This is a genomic window from Longimicrobium sp. (assembly GCA_036389795.1).
Taxonomy (GTDB): Bacteria; Gemmatimonadota; Gemmatimonadetes; order Longimicrobiales; family Longimicrobiaceae; genus Longimicrobium.
Genome location: DASVWD010000099.1, coordinates 90249 through 115618, shown reverse-complemented (window position 1 = coordinate 115618; position 25370 = coordinate 90249). Strand labels below are relative to the sequence as shown.

Sequence of the window (25370 nt, the reverse complement as noted above, 5' to 3'; positions counted from 1 at the left end):
ACCTCGACGCCACCGTCGTCCTGGGCCGCGACTGGCAGCAGCCCGCCCCCGCAACGCCTCCCGCCGCGCCGCGGTGAGAAGGAAAGTGCGTGAGTGCGTGAGTGCGTGGGAACGGAGCAGTTACGCACTTCCGCACTTCCGCACTTGGGTTCTGGCGCGCATCCCTCACGCGGACCTTTCCGCGGAGCCGTGGAAGCAGGTCGCGGTCCCGTCGCCGGTGCGGGTGCAAACGCTTCCGGGAGACGCGCCGTCCAAGGCAGGTTCGCGCCTCCTTCCGCCCGAGAGGTCCCATGCGGTACGTCCCCCTGCTCCCCGTTCTCCTCCTGGCCGCCTGCGCCTCCCCGACGCGTGCCCCGGCGCCGGTCCCGGCACCGGGCGGCGGGCTCGACACGGCCGCGCTCGCGCGCCGGCTCCCCGCACTGCTGGACAGCGGCGGCATCCCGGGACTCGCCGTGGCCGTGCTCCGCGACGGGCGCGTGGCGTGGGCGCGGGGGTTCGGCGTGCGGAGGGAGGGGTCGCCCGGGGCCGTGGACGAGAACACCGTGTTCGAGGCGGCGTCGTTGAGCAAGCCGGTGTTCGCGTACGCCGTGCTGAGGCTGGTGGACCAGGGGAGGCTGGAGCTGGACCGGCCGCTCGCCGACTACCTTCCCCTTCCCGGCCTCGGCGACCCGCGCGCCGCGCGCATCACCGCGCGCATGGCCCTGAGCCACACCACCGGCCTCCCCAACGAGCTGCATCCCGGCGACTCGCTCGCGCTGGCGTTCGATCCCGGCGCGTCGTTCCGGTACTCCGGCGAGGGGTACGCGTACCTGCAGCGCGTGGTGGAGCACGTGACCGGCCAGCCGCTGGAGCGGCTCGCGCGGACGCTCGTCTTCGAGCCGCTGGGGATGGCGCGCAGCAGCTACGTGTGGGAAGAGCGGCTCGCGTCCGACGCGGCCGTGGGCCACGGCGGCGGACGCATCCCGCGCGCCCCCCGCCGGCCGGCGGCGGCCCGCGCCCCGTCGAGCCTGCACACCACCGTGTCCGACTACGCGCGCTTCGCGGCGGCGGTCCTCGCCGGGGAGGGGCTGCGGGACGAAACGGCGCGGGAGATGGCGAGGGCGCAGGCGCGCGCGGCGCCGCGGGTCGCCTGGGGGCTCGGGTGGGCGCGGGAAGAGCTGGACGCGGCGCCCACGCTCTGGCACTGGGGCGACAACTCGGACACGGGCTTCACCGCCTTCGTGATGCTCTCGCCCGCGCGCCGCGGCGGCGTGGTCTGGCTCGCCAACAGCACCACCGGGCTCTCCATCGCCGGGCCGCTGCTGGCGATTACGCTCCCCGGCCCGCACGTGCCGCTGGACTCGCTCGGCTACGAGCGCCACGACGATCCGCGCCGCCTGGTGCGCGAGGAGATCGACCGCGTCGCGGCGGCCCGCGGGGCCGCCGCGGCGTTGCGGGAGCACGAGCGGTTGCGCGCCCGGCTCCCCGCCGACCGCTTCGACGAGCGGCTGCTGAACGTGCTCGGGTACCGCATGCTGGAGCGCGGCCGCGCTGCGGACGCCGTGGCGCTGTTCCGGGCGAACGCGGAGCTGTACCCGCGGTCGGCGAACGTGCACGACAGCCTGGGCGAGGCGCTGGCCGCGGCGGGCGACCGCGAGGGCGCCGTCGCCAGCTACCGGCGCTCGCTCCAGCTCGACCCCGGCAACCGGAACGCGGTCGAACAGCTCCGCCGCCTGGACGCCGCCCCGTAGCGCCGCTGGTGCCCGGCCCCGCTCGCGATGGCCGGCTTCCAGCCACGTTGAGTAGATCCTTCGGTCGCGTCTAACCTCTGGTGCGGAGGAAAGTCTCGCGAGGACGCTCCCTCAGGATGACGTTTCCTGATGTGGCGTTGGAATGCGCAGCCGATTTCGGAAGTGTATAAAGCAGAGCGCCCCGGGGGCCGCGGTCCCGGGGCGCTCTCTTCCATGATCCCCGTCGTGCGACGGCGGTCAGGGGAGGGAGGCGGGGCGGGCGGCCTGCGTCCCCAGCGCCTCCGCGGCCGCGCCGGGCGCGCGCCGCAGCCCGGCGAACGCCTCCGCCAGGGGGACGCTCAGCACGCCCTTCCCGGCCCGGGCGCGCTCCAGCACCCGGCGGACCTCCTCGCGGCCGATCGACGACCCGTCGTACCCCGCCTGGAGGAGCGCCTGCCGCACCCCCTCGCCGTGCACCCGGCGCCGGTCGTACACGTCGGGGAAGATCTTCAGCTCGCCGCCCTCCACCACGATCGGCTGGTAGCGGATGGAGAGCGGAACCGGCGCCGCCAGGCGCGAGGCGCGCGCCTCGGAGGGGCGCGCCAGCACCCGCGCGATCTCCGCCTCGGAGAGCGAGCCGCCGTGGCGCGCGTGGAGGAGCTTCGCCAGCGCCACCACGTCGCGGTTGAGCATCCGCACGCACCCGTGCGAGGCCGGCCGCCCGATGTTCTCGGCGTCGGGGGTGCCGTGGATGTAGTAGAGCGGCGCGAAGAAGAGCTTCACCCGCCCCATCGGGTTGTGCGGCCCCGGCGGCGTCACCCTGTCGTCCTTCGCCCAGTCGCGCGGGGGCGGCCGCCACCAGGGGTTCCACTCCGCGTGGTCGATGGCGAACTCGCCGTCGGGCGTGTCGTGCCCCGGCATCCCCACCGAGACCCGGTAGGTCTCCAGGAGGCTGTCGCCCTCGAACACCCGCAGGCGGTTCTCCGGGATGTTGATCTCCAGGCGCAGCCCGGGCGCCGGGGCCGGCGCCGCGTCCTGCGCCCGCGCCGGGACGGCCGGGGCCGCCGCCAGGGCGAGGGCCGCGGCAAGGGTGCTCGCTCTCACGGGGATTCGCTTCCGGGGAAGGGGAGGGGCGGCGGGTCCGAGGGGCCGCGCGCCCGGAGACGCGCCGCCCCAAAGCTAACCACGCGGCGCCCCTCCGCCAACCGCCCCCGCCGCCGGGCGCCGGAGCGCCCGCTGCGACCGGGGCGGGTAGCAGCACGTTACGGCGCATTCGTGTACGGAGGAGAAGCAAAGGACTGGCACGATGGAAGATCCGCGTTATTATGGGTGGCGCTCGCGTTTTTTGCGGGGCTCGGACGAACGTTCGACCCGGCCGCCACCCGGCCCGGCCACGAACGGTCTTTCGCTTTCGCGTCGGAACGACTATATCCTATGCGCCCCCGGCCGGGCGCCGGGAAGCGTCCGCCGGGCGAAGTGTCATCCTCCGAGCCACATAGACGTTCCTAAGGGGTGCATCGCCACCCCGCCGCCCGGACGGGCGGCCGAAAGAGCAGGTCCCGCGCGGCCGCCGCGGCGGGGCCGGACCGCGAGGCGGCGGTCCGGGGCCCCCGTCACGGCGCCGCGATCCCTCACCGCCAGCCAGGAAGGAGGCACCCCGACGGACCCGCACGTACGCAGGTCGACCACCGAGAGCGCAGTTCCCTGCTCTCTCAATTAGCAGCCTCAAGGAGGACTTCACATGAGAAGGCTCAGTAGGCTGTCCGCGCTGCTGGTCGCGCTCGTCGCCGCGCCGACCGCCCTGTTCGCCCAGGGCGGCGGGACCATCACCGGACGTGTCACGGGAGCGGACACCAATCAGCCGATCGCGTCCGCGACCGTCACCGTGGAGGGCACCGCGCTCCGCGGCGTCACCGACAGCCAGGGTCGCTACAGCATCCGCGGCGTCCCGGCTGGCAGCTACACCGTCACCGCGGCCACCCTCGGCCGCGAGACGTCCAAGCGGACGGTCACCGTCGCCACCGGGCAGACCGCCACCCTCGACTTCGCGCTCGCCACCCGGGCGATCGCGCTGGAGGGCCTGGTCGCCACCGCCACGGGCGAGCAGCAGCGCGCCCGCGAGGTCGGCGTCGACGTTCCCAAGATCAACGTGCAGGAAGACATCCCGCTGGCCGCCACCAACGACCTGTCGCAGGTGCTGCAGGGCCGCGCCGCGGGCGTGACCGTGCTGCAGGCGAGCGGCACCACCGGCACCGGCGCGCGCATCCGCATCCGCGGCTCCGCCAGCGTGTCGCTCAACAACAACCCGCTGCTCATCATCGACGGCGTCCGCGCCGACAACGGCAACGGCGGCATCGACGTGGGCGGGCAGACCCCGAACCGCCTGAACGACATCAACCCCGAGGACATCGAGAACATCGAGATCCTCAAGGGGCCGGCGGCCTCGGCGCTCTACGGCACCGCGGCGGCCAACGGCGTGATCCTGGTCACCACCCGGAAGGGCCGCGCCGGCGCCACGCGCTGGAGCTTCTACACCGAGCAGGGCCGCATCACCGAGCCGAACGAGTACCCGGGGAACTACTCGGGCTTCTGCAACGTCCGCCTCGGCGCCACCAACTTCGGCGACATCCCCGGCTGCGACATCGGGTTCGCCCTCGATCTGCGCAGCTCCGGGTTCACGGTGTCGATCGACTCGATCCAGACGTTCAACCCGCTCGAGGACCCGGCCACCACGCCGTTCGACGACGGCTCGCGCCGCAAGTACGGCATGAGCGTCACCGGCGGCACCGACCGGGCCACGTACTACCTGTCGGCCGACTTCGAGAACGAGGTGGGCGTCTACGAGGACGTCAACGAGCTGAACCGCATCAACCTGCGGGCCAACATGCGCGGCCAGCTGCGCGACAACCTCGACGTGACGGTCAACACCGGGTTCATCACCAGCGACCTCACGCTGCCGCAGAACGACAACAACGTGCTGGGCATCGTCTCCAGCGCGTTCGCGGGCGGCGCCACCCAGGAGAGCGCCTTCGGGTTCTTCACCATCGACGAGCTGAAGAACCTGACCACCAACCAGGACGTGCAGCGCCTGCTGACCAGCGCCACGGCCAACTACCGCGCGCTGCCCTGGCTCTCCTTCAACGCCACGGCGGGGATGGACAACGTGCAGCGGCACGACAACCAGACCACGCTGCCGGGGATCATCGCCTTCGGCTCGCTGCTGGAGGGCAACCGCTCGTCGTTCCGCACCAACATCTCCAACTTCACGGTCACGGCCAACGGGACCGCGAACTACGGGATCACGCCCAGCGTGACCGGGCAGACCTCGATCGGCACCCAGTTCGACCAGCAGCTCTTCCGCCAGACCTCGGCGTCGGGGCGCGGCCTGCTGGCCGGGTGCAGCTCGCTCAACTGCGTGGCCACCGGCTTCGCGGTCGACGAGACCAACCAGGACATCCGCACCCTCGGCGCGTACATCCAGCAGCAGTTCGCGCTGAACGACCGGCTGTTCCTGACGGGCGCGCTGCGCGGCGACGACAACAGCGCGTTCGGCGCCGACTTCGGCTTCATCGTCTACCCCTCGCTCAGCGCCTCGTGGGTGCTGGCCGAGGAGCCCTGGTTCCCGCAGTTCGACGCGCTCAGCACCCTGCGCCTGCGCACCTCGTGGGGCCAGGCCGGGCTGCGCCCGGGCTTCCGCCAGTCCGAGACCTTCCTGGCGCCCACCGCGGTGACCGTGGGGACCACCAGCTCGCCGGGCTTCACCATCGGCGGCGTGGGCAACCCCAACCTGAAGCCGGAGCGCTCCGAGGAGCTGGAGTTCGGCTTCGACCTGGGCCTGTTCGACGACCGGGTGGGCCTCGAGTTCACCCACTACAACAAGACCTCGCACGACGCGCTGATCGCGCGCCCGCTGGCCCCGTCGCTCGGCGTGACGCTGTCGCGCTTCGACAACCTGGGCGAGGTCAACAACCGCGGGTGGGAGTCGTCGCTCAACCTGCGCCTGGTGCGCGCGGCCAACTTCGAGTGGGACGTGCACGCCACCTACACCCGCTCCCGCAACCGCCTGGTCGAGCTGGGCACCGACCCCGAGACGGGCGTCGACATCGAGCCGATCATCTTCGGCCTGGGCGGCGACACGCAGCGCCACCAGGAGGGCTTCCCGCTGGGCGCGTACTTCCAGCAGCCGTACACCTTCGAGGACGCCAACAACAACGGCATCATCGAGATCAGCGAGGTGGAGGTGGCCGACAGCGCGGTGTTCCTGGGCTCGCCCTTCCCCACCCGCGAGGCGTCGTTCCAGACCAACCTGACGCTCTTCCGCTGGGTGAAGCTGTCGGGGCTGCTCGACTACCGCGGCGGGTTCCGGAACTTCAACAGCACCAAGGAGTTCCGCTGCGGCACGTTCTTCAACTGCCGTGAGGCGTTCGCCGGGTACCCGGGCATCGATGTGTCGCTGGAGGACCAGGCGGCCTACATCGCGGCGGCGTACGGCGGCGTGGGCGGCAGCGACTTCACCACCGCCGCCGGGTACATCGAGGACGCCAGCTTCGTGAAGCTGCGCGAGGTGGCGCTCACGCTGGGGCTCCCCGAGAGCCTGGCCCACCGGCTGCGGGCGCAGGGGATGTCGCTGACGCTGGCCGGCCGGAACCTGAAGACCTGGACCGACTACACGGGCCTGGATCCGGAGATCAACGGCGCCGGGACGGGGTCGAACTTCAACACGTTCGAGTTCCTCACGCAGCCGCCGGTCCGCTACTGGACCGCCCGGATCGACGTGAACTTCTAGGGAGCAAAAGGAGCGACGATGCTCATGCGTTTCAATACCAAGAGGGGGGGCTTCGCGCCCCCCCTCCGGGCCGCCCTCCTCGCCGCGGCGCTGGCGCTGCCGGTCGTAGGGTGCGACTCCCTGCTCGAGGTCGACGACGAGGACGTGACGAGGGACGAGAACTTCGCGGACCTCACCTCGCTGACGTCGCTCCGGGCGGCGGCCATCGGCGACTTCTTCGTCGGCTACGAGAACATGATCTTCTACGGCGGGATGCTGGGCGACGAGTGGATCTTCTCGGAGACCTTCCCCACCCGCCTGGAGGTCGACAAGCGGGCGATCGACACCAACAACGGCACGCTGCTGGGCGTGTTCTCGTCGGTGGCCACCGCCGGCGCGAGCGCCGACTTCATCAACGCGCGCTACGACGTGGTCGACCCGGGCAACACGGCCAAGTTCCAGCGCGCCGAGGCCCGCAACCTGGCCGGCTACGCGTTCATCTTCTTCGCGGAGAACTACTGCGAGGGGGTGCCGATCAGCCGCCTGCAGCGCACCGACGCGGGGGCGCTGACCTTCGTGTACGGCCCCGGGCTCACCCGGGAACAGATGCTCGACTCGGCGCTGGCCCGCTTCGACGCGGCCATCGCGGCGCTGCCGGCCACGGGCCGCACGGCGAACGAGACGGTGCAGGCGCGCCTGGCGGCCATCGGCCGCGGCCGGGTGTTCCAGAACAAGGGCCAGTGGGCGAACGCGCTGGCGGCGGTGGCGGGGATCCCGCTCACCTACACCTACGTGATCAACCACTCGGCCAACTCGGGCGGCGAGAACAACATCATCTGGGGCTTCAACCGCAGCACCGAGCGCATGTCGGTGTCGTACCAGCCCAACAGCGGCGGCACGGCCGTCGCCGGCGACCGGGAGGGCGGCAACGGGCTGCCGTGGATCGCCAACCGCGCCGCGCAGGGGCATCCCCTGGGTCCGGGCGTCTCCACCACCTCGGCGCCCCGCGCGCGCGACCCGCGCGTGCTCTGGTTCCGCAACAGTGGGGCGGCGACCTCGACCACCCCGGGCAACGACGTCGGGTTCGACAACAGCACGCCGCAGCTCGACGCGCTGAAGTACCCCGACCGGCCCGCGTTCACGGTGCTGGCGAGCGGCGTCGAGTCCCGCCTGATCGCGGCCGAGGCGCAGCTCAACCTGGGCAACCCGCAGGCGATGCTGGACTCGCTGAACGTGCTGCGCTCGCAGGTGCAGCCGCTCATGCAGCTGCTGAACTACGACTACGTCAACCAGCAGCAGCTGGTGGGGTACGCGCCCGGGCAGTCCGCGGTGCTGGCGCCGATCGCCGCCCTGCCGGCCACCTTCGCCGCCCAGCGCGACCTGTTCTTCGAGGAGCGGGCGTACTGGCTGTGGCTCACGGCGCACCGCCTGGGCGACATGCGCCGCCTGATCCGGCAGTACGGGCGCCTGGAGGACCAGGTGTTCCCCACGGGCTTCCACTTCAAGGGCGGCCCGTACGGCGACGACGTGAACCTGCCGATCCCGATCCAGGAGGAGGCCAACCCCACGGCGATCGGGCAGTGCATCAACCGGAACGCGTAAGCGCTCCGGCGGTCCGGTTCGGGCGGTAAACGAGGGCGGGGGAGGGGCTTCGGGCCTCTCCCCCGCCTTCGCTCTGGGGAGTGCGGAAGGTGCGTGAGCGCGTGAGTGCGTGAGCGCGAAAGGCGCTCGTGCAGTTACGCACTTCCGCACTCATACCACGTTTCCGAGCATTGTTCTGGTTCGCGAGAAACAGATTGGCATCACTCAGAGGACACGGAGGACACGGAGAGAACTTCAATCTCTCCGCTGTTCCTCTGTGTTCTCTGTGCCCTCTGTGTGAGACCTTTTCAGGGCTGATACCCGAACGATTCCCTGCGAAATGGTATCACGCACTGCGTTTGGGCAGGTCCCTCCGCTGCGCTCCGGGCCGGGCTGCGCGCCGTAGGGCACGATACCACCGTGCCCAACGGCGCCGGGCCACCACGGCCACAAACTCCCGTGGCCGCGGCGTCCCGGCCCTCCGGGCGCGCATCCCTCATGCAACTTCGTCGTGCGCAGCGCCCGGGGTGTTCACCCTCTCCCCGAAGTGCGGGAGAGGTCGCGCGCTGTCCGTCCGCGAGGCTGTTTTCGCGGACGGATCACGCGCGGGGTGAGGGGCCGGACACGACGAAGCCCCCGGCGCGCGATGCGCCGGGGGCTTCGTTCACGTCAGTGGTCGATCAGGGACTCGAACCCCGGACCTCTCGCATGTGAGGCGAGCGCTCTAACCAGCTGAGCTAATCGACCGTTATCGCGGGCCGGTTTGCACCGCGCCCGCGCCGGGAGATGGGCTGCTGCCTGCGGGGCCCTGACCCTTTTTCCCCCAGATTCCTGCCAGTACCCCGTAGGGGAATCGAACCCCTGTTTTCGCCGTGAGAGGGCGATGTCCTGGGCCGCTAGACGAACGGGGCGTGCTGCCGCAGAGCCTGTAAATCTACCCACCTCAAGGGCTTGCGTCAACCCCCGGCGGATGAGAGGCGCCGCCCGGATTCGAACCGGGGGTCGAGGATTTGCAGTCCGCGCCACTCCCCTCTCAGGTCCGCTAAACTAGCGACTTTCCTCGCGATTCCGCAAGTCCCTGCCAGGTCCGGAAACCCCGAACACGACGGGGTAACGGGTCGCTACGTAGCAAAAACGTAGCAAGCTGGTCGCTGTCACCTGGAACCCCTTACAACCGGAGCCATCATGCCCCACCACACCGCCCTCTGCCAGGGCGCGGTAGAGCGCATCCGTGCATCCCTCGCACCGTACCGGAGTTTCGTTGCGCCTACTTCGCCGGGGCACTTCCGGTTGCTTTCGATGGCGGAAATCGCCTTCGCCAACGGCGGCTTCCCACGTGTCGCCCCGCCGTCCCCGGGGCCGGAGGTGGAGAGGCTGACCCGCGGCTTGGTCCGGCCGACCTCGGGCCATCTGTATGCGTCCCCGTCGGAGCCGCTGCGCCATTCCATCGCCGGGCGGAGGCTGCGTGCCCTCGACTGACCGGACGATCGGGCGACGGCGCGGGCAGAGGCGGGCGATCGTCATCGCTCGCGCCGCAGCCCTCCACCGTCACCCCGCCGCCCACAAGCCCGGCTGGATCGTGGACCTCTTCGCCGGGGGTGGCGGCTGGAGCGTCGGGGTGGAGATGGCGCTGCACCGTCCCGTGGACCTCGCCGTCAACCACGACGAGGACGCGCTGCAGATGCACGAGCTCAACCACCCGACGACGAAGCACAAGAAGGCCGACGTCTTCGAGGTGTGCCCGCACCTGGCGTGCGAGGGCCACCCGGTCGAGTACCTCCACGGGAGCCCCGACTGCACCGACCACTCCAAGGCCAAGGGCGGCAAGCCGATCCGGGCGCGCAAGCGCCGGGCGCTCGCCTGGGTGTTGGTGCGCTGGGCCGGGCAGGTGCGCCCGCCCGTGATCACGATGGAGAACGTCGAGGAGATCCGGGGGTGGGGGCCGCTGCGCGCCCGGCGCGACAAGGCGACAGGGCGCGTGGTCAGGCTGGACGGCACCGTCGCCGCGCCGGGCGAGGTCGTGCCGCTCAAAGAGCAGTGGCTGGAGCGCGACCCCACGCGGGCGGGCCGGACGTTCCGCGCGTTCGTCCGGGCGCTGGAGGGGCTCGGCTACCGGGTCGAGTTCCAGGAGCGGCGGGCCTGCAACGCCGGCGCGCCGACCATCCGCAAGCGGCTCTACATGATCGCCCGCTGCGACGGCCTGCCGATCGTCTGGCCGGAGCCGACGCACGGGGACCCCAAGAGCGAGGCGGTCCGAAGCGGGAGACTGCTGCCCTGGCGGACGGCGGCGGAGTGCATCGACTGGCGCCACCCGATGCTGTCGATCTTCGCCACCAAGGAAGAGGCGAAGGCCTGGGGCAAGGCGCACGGCCAGGCGCCGCCGGTCCGGCCGCTGGCGGATGCGACAATGCGGCGCACTGCGCGCGGCGTCCGGCGCTACGTCCTTCCGCCCGCGAAGCCGTTCGTGGTCACGCTGAACCACGGCGGCGGGCGGGAGCACGCGCCGAGGGGCCTGGACGAGCCGCTCCGGACCGTCGCAGCGGCGCGCGACGCGCACGGCCTGGTGGCGCCGTTGATCGCGGGCGTCGGCGGGCGGGCGGGGCAGTTGCCGGAGCGGCCCGGCGACGTGCCGTTCGGGACGGTGACCGGGAAAGCCGACGTGGCACTGGTGGCGCCGCTCCTCACCGAACACGCGAACGCATCCGCGCAGCGCACCTTCGCGATCGACGAGCCGCTCCGGACGCAGGTGGCGGATGTGAAGGGCGGGCACTTCTCGCTGGTGGCGCCGGTGCTGGTGGACGCGGCGCACGGGGAGGTGTCCCCGGACGGGCGGGTGAAGCGCTGGGGCAGCGGCGCGCGCTCCAGCGAGGAGCCGGCGCCCACGATCCTCGGGACCGGCAACCCGGCACTGGTCGTCGCCTCGATGCTCCCGAATCCGCCGCTGTTCCGATACCTCGGGCACGGAGAGCGGTTCAGGACGCCCCGAGACCGGCGCGACCGCGGCGTCACCATCGGCGTTCCCCGCACCGGCCGGAGGCGTCGCCCTCGGCATGTGATGTGCGCACCCGTGGTCGTGCCCAACAACACCAACAACGCCGCCCACGCGGTGGACGAGCCGGTCCCCACCGTCACCGGCGGCGGGCGCAACATCCTGGCGGCCGCCATCCTCGTGCCCCGCTACGGGGAGCGCGACGGCCAGGAGCCGCGCGTGCGCTCGCTGGAGGAGCCCACGCCGGTAGTGGTTCCCACCGACAACGGCGGCAGCCTCGCGGCCGTCCACCTGGCGAGCTACCACGCGGAGCGCGCAGAGGGTGACCGGGGCCATCGGGGCGGGGACGCAGGCGAGCCGGCCGACACCATCGACACGGCCAACCGCCACGCCGTGGTTGCCGCGTTCCTGGCCCAGCACAACGACGGCTTCTATCAGGGCGACGGCCGCTCGCTGGAGAACCCCGCCGGTACCGTCTGCGCGAGCGGTTCGCCGCAGGGACTCGTCGTCGCTCACGTCTCACACTTCCGAACGGGCGCTACCGGCCAGGAGGCGGACACTCCGCTCTGCACGGTCACCGCCAACAGCTTCGAGAAGCGCCCGGGTGGAGCCGCACCCATCGGTATCGTCGCCGCGAGCCTCACGAAGTTGCGCGGCACCAGCACGGACGCGGACCCGGCTGAGCCGCTCGACACCGTGAGCGCCGGCGGGACGCACCACGCACTCGCGGCCGTCCACCTCTCGCACGACCACGGCCACGACCCGGCCGGCGGCGAGGGCAGCCCGGAGCAGCCCGCGCGGGCGGTCCCCACGCACCCGCACGCCCGCCTGGTTGCCGCCTTCCTTCAGAAGTACTACGGCGCGGTGGCCGGCCAGGACTCCGGCTGCGACGAGCCCGTGGACACGATCTCCACCCGCGACCGCATGGGGCTCGTGACGGTCGTGATCGAAGGCGTTCTCATGGTGATCGCCGACATCGCCATGCGGATGCTCCAGCCGCGGGAGCTCTACAACGCGCAGGGCTTCCCCCGGAGCTACATGATCGACCGCGGGGCGGACGGCGGGCGCTTCACCAAGACGGCGCAGGTCCGCATGTGCGGCAACAGCGTCCCGCCGCCCGAGGCGATGGCGATCACCGCCGCGAACCTGCCGCACCTGCGTGCGCAAGCGAGGGCCGCGTGATCGGCCCGCCGCGGTCTTCCCGCCCAGACGTGCGCAATCCCGTCCTGCGGCTGGTGTCGGCGCAGCGTATCGCCCGGCTCTCCCCGGTACTGCGGGCGGAGCTGCGCCTCCTCCTGCTTGAGCTTTCGCGCGACGCCAACGAGCGCGCACAAGCCTGCTGGCGGAAAGGAAAGCCGCCGATGGCGGCCTACTGGAAGGCCGTGGCCGTCTACGCGCGCCACATCGCGCGAGCTGTCGGGAGAACGCCCGTGACCTCCGGCCCGTCCGCGTCGGGGGCCCCCCGATGCCTCTTTTCCCTGAGGAACCCGCTTCCACGTGCGATCAAGCAGAGACGACGGTCACATGATGCGTCTCACCCGCCGCCGCATCCGGCTCCGCCGGGACCTGCCCCGCCTACTAGCCCGCCTGGCCGCCCGGGGCGTTCTGGCTAGGGCGGCGCTCCTCAAGCGGGTGGAGCGGGCGAGGCTCCGGCTCTTCGGCAGGAAGCGGCTCTCGAAGGAGCCCTGGGCGGGCGAGAGGGCGGCGAAGAAGGCGATCCGGCGGGCGTTCCCCTGAACTGAACTGAACTGGAGACGAGATGGAGAAGACGTGCCCGCGTGGCGATCAGGTGGTCGGCGCCGCCACACCAGAGCGGCGACCTCTAACGGTCACCGACGTCTACCGGTTGCTCGCGAACGCGCTCGAAGGGCTTGCCCTCGCGGCGGGTGCCGCAACGCTTGGTGCTGATCCGCAGTGCATCCGACCGCACGCGGACCGCGCCGCGTCCCTGATCCTCTTCGGGACGACCCAGCCGCCCGGTGATCCTGACGCAGCGCCCTCGAAGCCGTGGTGCGACTGCGCCGGCGGCTACCTTTGTGGTCACGCGCCGGAGCGGCCGTGCCGGTGCGCGTGCCACGCCGCCGCCGATTCCGGCTCCCCTACCCCTCTGCAGGCCGTCGGCGGTCCCCAGCCTGAGCCGACCGGCGAAGAGTACCGCCTCGCGATCAGTGATGCGCTGGCGGAGATAGAAGAGGCGGGGGGCGAGTTGAGCGCATCGGAAGAGACGACGCGGCGCCGAATTCGCCGGGCCATCCGCATTCTTCGCGGAACGGACAACTGGAGGCTGCCCGGGTGCGAGGGCGACGACGAAGCCGAGGAGACGGAGGAGGTGCGGCATGGGTGACCGCAGCGCAATTGAGTGGACCGACGCCACCTGGAACCCGGTCACCGGCTGCACAAAGGTGAGCTCCGGCTGCGACAACTGCTACGCCCACAGACTGGCACACGGGCGGCTGGCGGATGTCTACGGGAAGCGGCTGCCGGTGGTGGACACGGAGACCAATCGCGCCGACCCGTTCGCGGTCCGCCTGTGGTCCGAGCGCCTGGATCAGCCGCTCCGCTGGACGCGGCCGCGCATGGTGTTCGTCAACTCCATGTCGGACCTCTTCCACGTGGATGTACCCGACGGCTTCGTGCGCGAGTGCTTCCGGGTCATGCTGGAGGCGCGGCGCCACACCTTCCAGGTGCTCACCAAGCGGCCGAGCCGGATGCGCCGCTTCGTGAACCGCAACGCAGACCTTTTCGCCGGCGACGGCGGGTACGTACCGGAGCACATCTGGTTAGGAACGAGCGTGGAGAACCAGGCGGCCGCGTTCCGCGTGGGGCACCTGCGGCTCGTGACCGCCCGTGTCCGCTTCCTTTCCTGCGAGCCACTCATCGGATCGCTCGTGCTTCCGTCTCGGGAGGGAATCCACTGGGTGATCGGGGGCGGGGAGAGCGGGGACGGCCACAGGCCGTGCGACCCGGCGTGGGCGCGCTCGCTTCGGGATCAGTGCGTCGCCGCAGTCGTGCCGTTCTTCTGGAAGCAGTGGGGCGGACGGACGCCCAAGGCCGGCGGGAGGCTGCTGGACGGGCGCACCTGGGATGAGTTCCCAGTGCTGGACGGCCGGAGCATTTCCGCGTTCCCGGAGGTGGGGCGATGAAGCCGTATTATCAGCACCACGGCATCACGATTTATCACGGCGACGTGTTGGAGGTGCTGTCGTCGTCGTCGATCCTTTCCCACGTCGTGGTGACGAGTCCCCCTTACAACATGGGGATCACGTCGGGAGGTAACGGGCGCGGCCTCTACCGCACCAGCAAGACCGGCAAGGCTCTCGCCGCAGCGGGCGCCAGATCGGCGCTTGACCCGTTCTGCGGTTCGGGCACCACGCTCCTCGCCGCAAAAACCGCGGGAGTCACCGCCATCGGCATCTACGTCGACGAACGGTGGTGCGAGGTCGCGGCCCGCCGCTTGGACCAGGAGGTTCTGCCCGTCGGTACCGTCGCAGCATCTCACGCCTCCGAGGTGCCCCATGCGTGAGCGCCCGATCCACTTCCCCACGGACTCCCAAGTGCGCGCGGCGCTGGAGGGGAGGAAGACCGAGCGTCGGGTGCCGGTGAAGCCGCAGCCGATCCGCGAGGAGTCATCGCTCCACGTGCCCGGAGCCAAGGTTCTCCTCCTGCCGCAGCCAGGCGGTCTGCCACGCCGTGTCTCACGAGCCGTCCTCGCCCGCGAATGCCCGCTCGGATGGGAAGGTGACCGTCTGTGGCTACGCGAGGCGGCGCGGGTGTCCGCCAAGTTCTCGGGCGGCGGGAACGACTGGTACGCGCTCGACTTCCGCGCTGGCGGTCCGTCCCCCACGCACCACGGCCGTCTCCCCGGCCGTTGGTTTCCGGATCGCACCTTCACTGCCGACGGCGTGCCGCGCTGGTGCTCGCCAATGCAAATTCCCCGCTGGGCCTCGCGCCTCACGCTGGAGATCACCGAGGTGCGGGTGGAGCGGTTGCAGGAGATCAACGAGGCGGGCGTCTTCGCGGAAGGGGTGCAGATCCCCATCAACGCGGAGACCGGCAACCCCCTGTTGCGCCTGTCGGGACCGTTCGCTCCGGCCCTCTACCTGAGCGCCGGGTACACCAGCGCCGACCTGATCCGCGCCCACTTCGCCTCTGAGTGGGACACCGCGCACGCCCGGCGCGGATTCGGCTGGGACGCCAATCCGTGGGTGTGGGTGATCGGCTTCCGCCGGGTGGAGGCGGCATGAGGTGGAACCTCTCCTGGCGCGCCGATCCCCGCGCGGTGCCGCTCGCCAACCGCCACTTATACCCGGCAGTCGCCCGACTCGCCGCAGTTCGTCCCGCCGGGTCGCTGCCTGGTGCTCCTCTCGCCCGCTGCCGATGCGCTGGGGGTGACGAGATGGCCGGAAGCGGAGTACGTGAAGCACGCGTGGGCGGGCGCCTGGGTGCAGCCGAACTACCCGGCGGCGGACACGTGGACCTGCTGGAGGCGGCGGCATGCGCCTGAAGCCCTTCTTTAGCTACTACGGGTCGAAGCACCGCATCGCGGACCACTACCCCACCCCGCAGACGCGGCGGATCGTGGAACCCTTCGCGGGAAGCGCCGCCTACGCCTGCCGTTGGTTCCGCTTGGACGTGCTGCTCATCGACGCGAACCCGAAGGTGGCCGGCGTCTGGGACTACCTGATCCGTGCGAGATCAAGCGAGGTGTTGGCGCTGCCCCTGCTGGCGGACGGCGAGGGTGTCGAGGCGCTGGGGGCCGTGCCGCAGGAGGCGCGTTGGCTGGTGGGCTTCTGGCTCTCCAAGGGCGCGGCTCACCCGCCTCTCTCGCGCTCGGCGTGGGCGCGCGAGCCAAAGTGGCATCGGCAGTTCTGGGGCGAGCATATCCGCGCCCGGATCGCGCACCAACTCCAGTGCATCCGCCACTGGAAAGTGCGCTGCGCGAACTACTGGGATTCGCCCGATGCAAGGGCGGACTGGTTCGTCGATCCGCCGTATGAGGGGCGGGCCGGCAACCACTATCGGCGGTTCGGAAGCAAGGGCTTCGACTACGCGGCGCTCGCGTCGTGGTGCGTGGAGCGGCACGGGCAGGTGATGGTCTGCGAGAATGAGGGCGCCGCGTGGCTCCCGTTCGGCCCGTTCCGGGTGGCCGCCGGCATGAACGGTACGCGCCGCAGCGGCATCTCCCGCGAAGCACTCTGGCACCGACCGTTGATCGACGCGCGCCATCTCGCGCTCCCGCTGGAGGAGGTGGTCTGAATGGACGCCCGCCCCGGCCTGATCCCTTTCGACTCGCTTCCGCCGGCCGGCGGAGAGGCGCAGTTGCCCGCGCGTTGGTGGGAAACCGACGGCGTGCCGCCCGGCTTCCTGGGTCGCCGCTGCCCCGGCCCCTGCGGCGGAAGCCAGTACCTCGTGCGCAAAGGCGAGGAAGCCCGGGACCCCGGCGCCTGTGAGGTGTGCCTGGCCGGAGGGCCGGAGCTGCACGACCAGAAGCGCGCGCGAACGCGCCTGGAACGCGAGGCGACGTTCACGCACCCGGCGGAGCGGCGCATCCTGGCGGCACTGGACTCCGGCGCGATCCGGCCGCCCCGGCGCAGATACCCCGACCCGCAGCCCCGCCGGGGCGTGCTGCCCCCGGCCCCCGACGAAGTGGAGAGCGAGCGGTGAGCGCCGAAGCCCAGGCCTGGGCGATCTCCCAGCGGATCGGCAACGCCACGCGCAAGCTGGTCCTGTGGGGGCTCGCCGGACATGCGCACAAGAACGGCCGCCACGCGTGGGCGGGCGTGGACACCCTGGCTGAGTACGCCGAGTGCGACAAGCGGACCGTCCGGCGGCACCTCTGCGCCCTGGAGGCAGAGGGGTGGATTCGGGAGGGGGACCAGAGCGTCATTCCCGCCTACATCCGGGCCGACCAGCGACCAATCGCCTTCGACCTCGCCATGGACCACGCGACCCGCGAGAAGTGGAGGACACAAGCCGCCGCCGGCCGCGCTACGGACTCTCGCCGCGCGCGCGCCGCCCGTGCCGGAGCTGAGGGCGGGCGTCGCAGCGCCGCAGCGCGGTGGAGCGAGGGCCAGGCGGACGAGCAGGTGGAGGCCGGCGGGGCACCCGACATCGGACGGGGTGACGATTTGTCACCCGGTGAAGAGACGCCACGGGGTGACAACACAGGCCCCGACGGGGTGACACCCGGGGCAGAGCGGGGTGACAGAGCTGTGTCACCCAAACCAAAGGATGAACCAACACCTGAACCAGTCGGTCAGTCGGACGGGCGCGCGAGGCGCGACGTCGAAGCGATGGACGAGCAGGAGTTCGTCGGGTACGTCGTTTCCCTCGCCAACCTCGGGATGCAGCACGGCGCGGTCGGCGAGGCGTTCAACCGCCTGGTCCACACCAACCCGCTCCACCGGGACGCGGTGGAGCGCTGGCGGCGCGGCGAGATCTTCGGCGAAGGCGCGGAGAACGCACCGCCGCCGGAACCGGTCCCGCGGCAAGTGATCGCGGCGGCGGTCTACCGAGCGGCCAGGGCCTACCGGCCGACGCCCGAACGCCGGCAGATCGACCGCATGTCGTACTTCACCCCCGTCGTCCGCCAGGAAGCCGAACGCCACCGAACCCGCAACCTGGATCCGCCGCCCCATGCCGGACACGACGACAGCGCCTCAGGCCGCCGCCCATCCCCCCGCCGGACAGCACCCGCCGGCCGGCCCGGCGCGCCGGGAGCCCGCACGTACTCCGATGCGGCGTGACCAGCCGCCACAGCCCCTCGGCGAGGTGTTCGGCGGCTTCGCGGACGCCTACGCCCTCTGCACTCGCTGCTGGGAGCGGTCCGGCTCCACCGAGGGTGCGGCGGTGCGCCGGGTCTCGCCTGAACTGGCCGAGGAGGGCAGCCCGGCCCCGCCGCCATGGTGGTTCCCGGTCGGCGTCCTCTGGAGCAACGGCCGCATGATGGGCGCGGTGCCGGAACTCTGCCCCCAGTGCCACCGGCGAGAGTGCGAGCAGGCGGCGGCGGCTTCCGCAGCTCTCGACAGCGACCAGACGCCTCGCCCCACCCCCTCGCGCTTCGAGCGGTGCGAAGCGGCGGGCGGCAACCCCTGGAACTTCAAGGCCACCTTCGCCGACCTCCAGCCCCGACCCGGACAGGAGCGCGCCTACGCCGTATCGCGCGAGTTCTCGAAGGCGGATCGCAACGACCGCTACACCGCCGGAACCCGCAGCGTGCTGCTCTGGGGCGAGTTCGGACGCGGCAAGACGGTGATCGGCCACTGCGTGCTCTACGACCTGCTGGAGAAGGGCGTGGCCCCTGGAACGGGCGTGCTGTACGACGACTGGGACACATTCCGCTACGAGGTGCGCGCCACCTACGACGCGAAGCTGCCCACGTGGCCGTTGATCCGTCGCCGTGTAGAGGCCGACGACTGGATCTGCGACGACTTCCTGGGCGGCAAGGTGAGCCCGGCGGCGTTCGAACTTGCCGCCCTCATCCTGAACCGCCGCGAAGGCCGGCGCGTCTGGCTGTCGACCAATGAAGACCCCGCGCGGTTGGAGGCGAACTATGCGGAGCACGTCTTCGGCCTGAGTGTGGGCCGCGTGGCCTCGCGGCTGGCCGCCTTCCGTGTGGTTCAGGTGGGCGGCGACGCGGACCTGCGCGGCGTGAGGTTCTGACCCATGCCCCTTACGCCGAACCAGAAGGCCTCCATTCGCAACGCCGTCGCGGACCTGGCCGGACACCCTTTGAACGACGACGAGGTAGAGATGGTGGACGCCGCCGCCTCCCTCGCGGACCGCCTGGCGACCACGCCGCGCGCGGACGCGGACCCGGCGCAGCTCACGCTCGCGATCCGGGCGCCGTTCCGCATCTGCCCGGAGTGCGCGGGGACCAGGAAGCGGCCCTATGGGGCGTGCCGGACCTGCACGGAGGCGACATGAGCGAGAGACCGATGCTTCGCATCCTCAGTCTCGGTGCCGGCGTCCAGTCGTCCACGCTGCTGCTGATGGCGGCGGCAGGCGAGTTGGAGCACGTCCCCGACGCGGCGATCTTCGCCGACACCGGCTGGGAGCCGCGCGCTGTGTATGAGTGGCTGGACTGGCTGGAGGAGCAGGTGCGCGGGGTGATCCCCATCTACCGCGTGTCGCGTGGGACGGACGCGCGCGGCAACGGCTCGATCCGCGACAGCTACTACATCGCGCAGAACACCGGCAAGCGCTACGTGCAATTGCCGGTGTTCGTGAAGGTCCCCGTTACGCGCATGATGCTGCCTGACGGCCGAGATCTGGAAGACGCTGTCGCAGAGGTGCGTGGTTGGAGCGAGAAGACGTTCCAGAAGATCCGCGACAGCGTGAAGGCGGAGCGGCGTGGGGCGGGTGTGACGATCATAGATCTGCACACAGGCTCGCACATCTTTACCCGAGACTTGCGCGCGCGGTTGGCTACCACTCTGTGGGAGATCCGCCGCCTCCGCCGCGCCGCCGGGCAGCGCGTGGTGGGCTACACGAAGGGGATGGCGCGCCGTCAATGCACGAAGGAGTTCAAGATAGAGCCCATCACCCGCAAGGTTCGCGAGCTGGTGGGGCTCCGGCCGGGACAGCCCGGACCGCGCCGGATCGTAGCAGAGCAGTGGATGGGTATCAGCCTGGACGAAGCCGTCCGGATGAAGGACAGCCGTATCCGCTGGCTTCAGCACCGCTACCCGTTGATCGATCTGCGCTGGACCCGCCGCGACTGCCTCCAGTGGTGGGAGTCGCGCGGACTTCCCACGCCGCCCAAGAGCGCTTGTATCGGCTGCCCGTACACGGACGACGCCCGCTGGCGCCACATGAAGGAGACCGCGCCAGCCGAGTTCGCGGAAGCCGTGGAGTTCGACCGCATCATCCGGCACGGCGGCGGCCGTGGCACCCTCAGGGGTGAGAACTATCTGCATTCATCTCTGCTGCCGCTTGATGAGGTGGACTTCTCCACCGCCGAGGAACGCGGCCAGGGCAGCCTCTTCGACGGCTTCGCGAACGAGTGCGAGGGGATGTGCGGCGTATGACCCCCGACGCCTTCGCCTCGCTTTACACCCACTACCACCGCCGGGTCGTGGCCGCCTGCTTCACCTACGGACGCCGCCGACCCCGCGCAGCTCACGCTCGCGATCCGGGCGCCGTTCCGCATCTGCCCGGAGTGCGCGGGGACCAGGAAGCGGCCCTATGGGGCGTGCCGGACCTGCACGGAGGCGACATGATCCACCTCGTGAAACTCTCAGGCGGGGCGGCCAGCGCCGTCACGGCGGACCTCGTCCGCATGGAGACCGGCGCCGCGCCGGAGTGCCTGTTCACCGACACGCTCATCGAAGACAACGACCTGTACCGCTTCCTGCTGGAGTGGTGCGGCTACCTCTACGGCGTGGACGTGTCGGACCTGGTGCCGCTCGCGCTCACGTTGCCGCAGGTGTGGGAGGACGAGCCAGGTCGCAAGGCGGCGCTCGCTCACCTGCGCATGCGGGCCAGCGCCCGACTGCCGCAACTGCACTGGCTGGCCGACGGGCGCCACCCCTTCGAAGTGTTCTTCGAGGAAGGCCGGATGGGTGGCGGAGCCCGGCAGGCGGGCCCGTGCAGCCGCATCCTGAAGCGGGCGCTCTCGGATGACTACGTCGCGGCGCGGTGGAGCCCGGAGGCGGTTCGGTTGTACGTCGGGCTGGCTCACTCCGAGGGCCACCGCTTCCACGGCGGGCGCGGGCGAGGTGGAATCCGCAGGCTCTTCCTGCCGTGGCTGGTCTATTCCCCACTAGTGGACCGTCCCGACCTCGACAGACCCGCGCTTCGGACCTGGATACGCGGTGTTGGCATCGCCACCCCGCGCCTCTACGCGCAGGGCTTCCCCACCAACAACTGTGGCGGCGCCTGCGTGAAGGCCGGACACGCCTGGTGGATTCACCTGCTGAACACCAACCGTCCGTACTTCCTCTGGTGGGCAGCGCTGGAGGACGCTTTCCGGCGGGCCACCGGCAAGGACGTGTCGATCCTGCGTGACCGGCGCGGTGGCCGCACCCGCCCGCTCACCCTCTATCGCCTGCTGCAGCTGGTCGAGGCGCAGACCGACCTAACGGAACTGCTCATCGCGTCTGACACCGGCTGCGGCGGCTCCTGCATGCTGCCAGCGACGTGGGGCCGAAGGAGGAAGGCCGCATGAGCCCCGACGCCTTCGCCTCGCTCTACCGCCACTACCACCACCGCGTGCTGGTGGCCTGCCGCTACTACCTGCGCGACCGCACCGAAGCCGAAGACCTCGCGCAGCAGGTGTTCATCTGCTGGTGGCGGACCCTCACGACCACCGAGGTCAAGCATCCCGAAGCCCTGCTCTTCGGCATCGTCCGCCAGCGCGCCCGTAACTGGAAGCGCGACCGGATCCGCCGCTGCCAGTTGCAGGACGCCTACGCGCTCGCGCTCACCTGGGAGAGTGACCCTCGCGAAGCCACGGCCGAAGCGGACGCGGACCTGCGCGAGCGGGTGGAAGCGAGCCTCCCGCACCTCACCGCGCCGCAACAGCAGGTCGTCCGTCTGAGCCTCGACGGCGTCGGCAGCAAGGAAATCGGCCGCCGGATGCATCTGCGCGACAAGCAAATGATCGGGCACCGCGACCGGGCCTGCGTGAAGCTCGCCGCGCTCCTGGCCGGGCCGGCGAAACCGATCCGCGGGAGTCCGCGACAGCGGGCCCCCATCCTCCAGCACCACGCTTCCGCAGTGCGCCACCGGCACCCCGAATGGACGTACGCGCAGGTAGCGTGCGAGGTCGTGCGCGCCACGGGCTACTCCCCGAGCCGGCAGACGTTCGCGGCCTGCGGGCCCAGCCAGAACGATCCTCAGGGAAAGACCCCATGAGCCGAGTCGCAACTCTTGAGGACGTCCGCACCGACGTGCCCTGCCCGACGTGCGGGTGGGAGTGGAACGTCACGGCGGCGCCTGGCATGCTCGGCCACTGGGCCGTGCGCCACACCTGTGAGCGCGACGGGACTAGCAACAGCACAAAACAACGCTGCCGGTGGAGGCACTGGGTTGCGGTTTACTACGCGCGGCTGTCGACAGGTGGGATCGAAGTGTTACTCAGGGGCTATACCTACGACCGCGGCAAGACCCTGAGCGCGTTCGCGGAAGCGCTAAGGTCGATCCAAGGTTTTTGCGAACGCGACGACAATAGCATCGGCCTTCCCCCAATCAACGAGGACGAGGTCACCACGATGATCGCCATTGCGGAAGCGCAACAACGCGCAGCGGCAGGCACGAAAGGAGGCGCGAGTCGGCTGGTGCCCGACGCCGCGAAGCGTCTCTTCCCACCGCTCCAACCGAACCCAGCAGTTGTAACGGGACGATGCAGCGCGGGTCCTTCCGGCGTCGGAGGCTCGCGGGTAACGCGCGACCGCTCCACATCTCTAGATACAGGCGGGGGGAGTCACTCCCCCCTGCGCCGCTCCGGAGGCTGAGAGATGCCGTCCGGTTTCGGGCTGATGAAGGTCAAGCCCTACGCAATGCGGCGGGAAGAACTTGGCCTCGTAGGCTTCACCCCGAAGGCCGTCCGAGACGCATTGAAACGCTTTGATGTGGGCCGGGATAGCGACGGTTGCTTTGATGCGGATTTGCTGCACCGATTGTGGCAGGAAGAAATTGCCGAGCGGGGGGCGGACGTGAGTCGCTCCCGCCGACCAGAGCAGGGGGGAGTGGAGGGGGGGGAGTGGGGGGAGCGAGAGGGCGCACCCGCGGCCAACGCCGAACCGCTCGACACCTCTCCCGGCGAGCTGCCCGCTGACTGGCGCGAAATCAAGGCGAAGGACAAAGGGCGCTTCCAGGCACTCAAGGAGTGGTTCCTCGCCGGGAAGCACAGGCTGGACTTCGAGGAGCGGTTGGGACAGCTGGTCGCGCTCGACTTCCACGTGGAGAAACTAGAGGCGCTCGCCTACGCCGTGCGCGAGGTCTTGAACCAGGTGCCGGGCAAGTACGCCCCCCGCATGGCCGGCGTCCAGCAGGATTTCCGCGCGAGCATCGAGGATCTACGCAACCGCCTCGCCGACGACCCGTCGCGCATGGGAGTGCTGGAGCAGGTGGTCGCCCTGGACAGCGACGCGACCACCCGCGCGCAGGCGATTCTGGATGATGCGATCGACGAAGTGCTCTCCGCTCTTGCCAACGTAGCCGAAAGCGCCGAATCGGATGCCGAGCACGACGCACCCTAGCGCGATCCTCAACTGGCGGCGCCGCTTCACCGCCACGGTGCGCGAGGCGTTCCGGCCCAAGCCGCGCTTCAGCGCCACCGAGTGGGCGGAGAAGAACAGGAAGCTCTCCGTGCTGAATAGCTCGGAGCCCGGGCGGTACCGCATGCGGCGCACACCGTACTTTCGCGAAGTGCTGGACGCGGTGTCCGACCCCACCGTGCAGCGCGTCGTGGTGATGAAGTCGGCCCGTGTCGGGTATACTCAAGGGGTGCTGGAGAACGCCATCGGGTACCACATCGACCAGGACCCGTGCTCGGTCTTGATGGTGCAGCCGACCCTGGAGGATGCCGAGAAGTGGTCGAAGGAAAACCTGGCGCCGCTGATCGACGAGACGCCGGCGGTCCGCGCGAAGATCGGTGAAACGAAGTGGAAGGACCCCGACCAGACCATCCTCTCGAAGCGCTACCCGGGCGGCATCCTTCGGATCGTAGGTGCCACCAGCCCGCGCGGCTTCCGGCGCTTCGACTGCCGCGAGGTCTACTTCGATGAGGTGGACGGCTACCCGCTCTCCGCCGAGAACGAAGGCGACCCGATCACCTTGGGCGAGAAGCGCGCGCGCAACCACTGGAACAAGAAGTTCTTCTATGGCTCGACGCCCAAGGAGAAGGCTACCAGCCGTATCCTGAAGCTATGGAACCTCTCGGACCAGCGCCGGTGGTACGTGCGCTGTCCTCATTGCGGGCACGAACAGGTGCTCCGCTTCGGGGGGCGGGAGCAGCCGTTCGGGCTCAAGTGGGAGACGGATGACTTTGACGGGGTGAAGAGGGTGGTGCCCGGTTCCGTTATCTACCTGTGCGCAGGCGGCGCGTGCGTGATCGACGAGCGCTACAAGGTGTCGATGGTTGAGGGCGGGCGCTGGATCGCGGAGAAGCCCGGCCGCAGCGGCGTGCGTGGGTACCACATCAGCGCGCTTTATTCACTCGTTGATCCAGGCGGCTGGGAGGGGATCGCGCAGGAGTGGCTCGACGCGCAGGGAGATTGGGAAGCGCTCAAGGGCTTCATCAACACGGTGCTGGGTGAGTGTTGGGAGCAGCCGGGGACGTCGATCACCGCGGAGGGGCTGGAGGCCCGGGCCGAGCGGTGGCTGACTCCATCGGGCGGGCGCATCGAGGTCCCGCACGGCGTGGGGCTTCTGACGGCCGGCGTGGACGTGCAGCCCGACCGCATCGAGCTTCTGGTGAAGGGGTGGGGGGCGAGGGAGGAGAGCTGGAACATTCTGCACGATCGCATCTACGGCGATCCCACCCAGCCGGCGGTGTGGGAGGCACTGGAGGCGTTCCGGATGCGCATCTGGCGCCACGCCTCTGGCGCGCCCCTGCGCGTCGCGCTGATGTGCGTGGACTCCGGGTACCTGAAGAACGAGGTATACCGGTACGTGGCGTCCCGACAGGACGGGCCGGTGCCGGTGCGGGCCACCAAGGGGGGGAAGACGGAGCAGGCGGAACCCTACAAGATGTCGAAGGGCAAGAACGAGCAGGGCGTGCAGCTGGTGCTGGTCGGGACGGTGCCCATGAAGGATACCTTGTTCCAGCGCCTTCGGACCGAGCCGCGTGGCGACCAGGCCGCGGCCGGGTTCTTCCCCGACGGCTACATTCACTTCCGTGCCGCGGACCCCGAGTGGCACAATGGCGCCGACAGCGAGTACTTCGCCCAGTTCGGCCGCGAGCGGCGGGTCTGGAGGGAGGGCCGGTTCATGTACGTGAACGAGTCCCGGCGGCCGAATGAAGCGATCGACCTCGAAGTGGGAAACCTGGTCGCACTGCACCTGCGGCTCCCCAAGGCGACACGCAGGACGCAGCTCGCGCAGTTCGCGGAGGCGCTGTCCCGGTGGACGCCTCCAGGCGCCGCCGCTGCGCTCGCTGGAGGCGGGACCCACCGTCCACGCGGCGGCGTGAGGGTGATCGCGCCGGGCAAACGACTGTGATCACTCTTGCGGAGGTGGACGCGACCCTGTAGTTTCTTTGCCCATGCAGTAGGCGCGCCCTGAGCGCACCCGACCCGGTGGGGGTCCGAGCCGATGTTTCGGCTTGGGCCCCCGCTTCGTTTTGCCCCCCTGCATCCTTCAAAGTGGCAACTCGCGAGGA

Annotated in this window: 20 protein-coding genes and 3 tRNA genes; 19 read left to right on the top strand and 4 right to left on the bottom strand. The window is 70.5% G+C overall.

Annotation, left to right across the window (positions count from 1 at the left end; genetic code table 11):
- Positions 1-290 precede the first annotated feature (290 nt).
- The gene (locus VF746_13535) at positions 291-1730 is read left to right on the top strand and encodes a serine hydrolase (protein HEX8693438.1); all 1440 of its coding nucleotides are present in this window, start codon (positions 291-293) and stop codon (positions 1728-1730) included.
- A 237-nt stretch (positions 1731-1967) separates the two neighbouring features.
- Here the strand turns inward: VF746_13535 and VF746_13530 are convergent, their stop codons facing one another.
- Complete coding sequence (locus VF746_13530) at positions 1968-2813, bottom strand: L,D-transpeptidase (protein ID HEX8693437.1); 846 nt, start codon at positions 2811-2813, stop codon at positions 1968-1970.
- A 637-nt stretch (positions 2814-3450) separates the two neighbouring features.
- Between VF746_13530 and VF746_13525 the strand changes: the two genes are divergently transcribed.
- Entirely contained in the window at positions 3451-6495 is a 3045-nt protein-coding gene (locus VF746_13525; protein HEX8693436.1) for a SusC/RagA family TonB-linked outer membrane protein, read from the top strand.
- An 18-nt stretch (positions 6496-6513) separates the two neighbouring features.
- Positions 6514-8076 carry a hypothetical protein gene (locus VF746_13520; protein ID HEX8693435.1) on the top strand — a complete coding sequence of 521 codons (1563 nt, stop codon included), beginning with the start codon at positions 6514-6516 and terminating at the stop codon, positions 8074-8076.
- A 652-nt stretch (positions 8077-8728) separates the two neighbouring features.
- On the opposite strand, the gene VF746_13515 is transcribed toward VF746_13520, so the two are convergent.
- The 3 genes from VF746_13515 to VF746_13505 form a co-directional block, all read right to left on the bottom strand.
- Positions 8729-8802, bottom strand: a tRNA-Val gene (locus tag VF746_13515).
- A gap of 91 nt (positions 8803-8893) precedes the next feature.
- Positions 8894-8966, bottom strand: a tRNA-Glu gene (locus VF746_13510).
- 64 nt (positions 8967-9030) lie between these two features.
- Positions 9031-9096: transfer RNA gene (locus tag VF746_13505), tRNA-Cys, on the bottom strand.
- Between the two features lie 424 nt (positions 9097-9520).
- Between VF746_13505 and VF746_13500 the strand changes: the two genes are divergently transcribed.
- The 16 genes from VF746_13500 to VF746_13425 all read left to right on the top strand — a co-directional run bounded on the left by VF746_13500 (position 9521) and on the right by VF746_13425 (position 25210).
- On the top strand, positions 9521-12226 hold the full coding sequence (locus tag VF746_13500; GenBank protein ID HEX8693434.1) for a DNA cytosine methyltransferase: 2706 nt from the start codon (positions 9521-9523) through the stop codon (positions 12224-12226).
- Positions 12227-12568: 342 nt separating this feature from the next.
- Entirely contained in the window at positions 12569-12781 is a 213-nt protein-coding gene (locus tag VF746_13495; protein ID HEX8693433.1) for a hypothetical protein, read from the top strand.
- 22 nt (positions 12782-12803) lie between these two features.
- Positions 12804-13388 (top strand): hypothetical protein, encoded by a 585-nt coding sequence (locus VF746_13490; protein ID HEX8693432.1) that lies wholly within the window; start codon positions 12804-12806, stop codon positions 13386-13388.
- Positions 13381-14187, top strand: coding sequence for a phage Gp37/Gp68 family protein (locus VF746_13485; protein HEX8693431.1), 807 nt, complete (start codon positions 13381-13383; stop codon positions 14185-14187). Before VF746_13490 ends, VF746_13485 begins: the two co-directional genes overlap by 8 nt.
- A complete protein-coding gene (locus tag VF746_13480; GenBank protein HEX8693430.1) occupies positions 14184-14567 on the top strand; it encodes a DNA methyltransferase in 384 nt (127 codons plus the stop codon). The genes VF746_13485 and VF746_13480 overlap by 4 nt, the downstream gene beginning before the upstream one ends.
- Positions 14560-15288 carry a hypothetical protein gene (locus VF746_13475; GenBank protein ID HEX8693429.1) on the top strand — a complete coding sequence of 243 codons (729 nt, stop codon included), beginning with the start codon at positions 14560-14562 and terminating at the stop codon, positions 15286-15288. Before VF746_13480 ends, VF746_13475 begins: the two co-directional genes overlap by 8 nt.
- 250 nt (positions 15289-15538) lie before the next feature.
- Positions 15539-16300, top strand: a complete 762-nt coding sequence (locus VF746_13470; GenBank protein HEX8693428.1) for a hypothetical protein — start codon at positions 15539-15541, stop codon at positions 16298-16300.
- Positions 16301-16708, top strand: a complete 408-nt coding sequence (locus VF746_13465; protein ID HEX8693427.1) for a hypothetical protein — start codon at positions 16301-16303, stop codon at positions 16706-16708.
- Positions 16705-17790, top strand: a complete 1086-nt coding sequence (locus VF746_13460) for a helix-turn-helix domain-containing protein (GenBank protein ID HEX8693426.1) — start codon at positions 16705-16707, stop codon at positions 17788-17790. The genes VF746_13465 and VF746_13460 overlap by 4 nt, the downstream gene beginning before the upstream one ends.
- On the top strand, positions 17780-18706 hold the full coding sequence (locus tag VF746_13455) for a hypothetical protein (protein HEX8693425.1): 927 nt from the start codon (positions 17780-17782) through the stop codon (positions 18704-18706). The genes VF746_13460 and VF746_13455 overlap by 11 nt, the downstream gene beginning before the upstream one ends.
- A gap of 3 nt (positions 18707-18709) precedes the next feature.
- On the top strand, positions 18710-18970 hold the full coding sequence (locus tag VF746_13450) for a hypothetical protein (protein HEX8693424.1): 261 nt from the start codon (positions 18710-18712) through the stop codon (positions 18968-18970).
- On the top strand, positions 18967-20073 hold the full coding sequence (locus VF746_13445; protein HEX8693423.1) for a hypothetical protein: 1107 nt from the start codon (positions 18967-18969) through the stop codon (positions 20071-20073). Before VF746_13450 ends, VF746_13445 begins: the two co-directional genes overlap by 4 nt.
- A 188-nt stretch (positions 20074-20261) precedes the next feature.
- Positions 20262-21212 carry a hypothetical protein gene (locus VF746_13440; GenBank protein ID HEX8693422.1) on the top strand — a complete coding sequence of 317 codons (951 nt, stop codon included), beginning with the start codon at positions 20262-20264 and terminating at the stop codon, positions 21210-21212.
- Positions 21209-21901, top strand: a complete 693-nt coding sequence (locus VF746_13435; GenBank protein ID HEX8693421.1) for an RNA polymerase sigma factor — start codon at positions 21209-21211, stop codon at positions 21899-21901. Before VF746_13440 ends, VF746_13435 begins: the two co-directional genes overlap by 4 nt.
- A gap of 602 nt (positions 21902-22503) precedes the next feature.
- The gene (locus VF746_13430) at positions 22504-23247 is read left to right on the top strand and encodes a hypothetical protein (GenBank protein ID HEX8693420.1); all 744 of its coding nucleotides are present in this window, start codon (positions 22504-22506) and stop codon (positions 23245-23247) included.
- Positions 23225-25210, top strand: coding sequence for a terminase gpA endonuclease subunit (locus VF746_13425; GenBank protein HEX8693419.1), 1986 nt, complete (start codon positions 23225-23227; stop codon positions 25208-25210). The genes VF746_13430 and VF746_13425 overlap by 23 nt, the downstream gene beginning before the upstream one ends.
- The last annotated feature ends 160 nt before the right edge of the window (positions 25211-25370 follow it).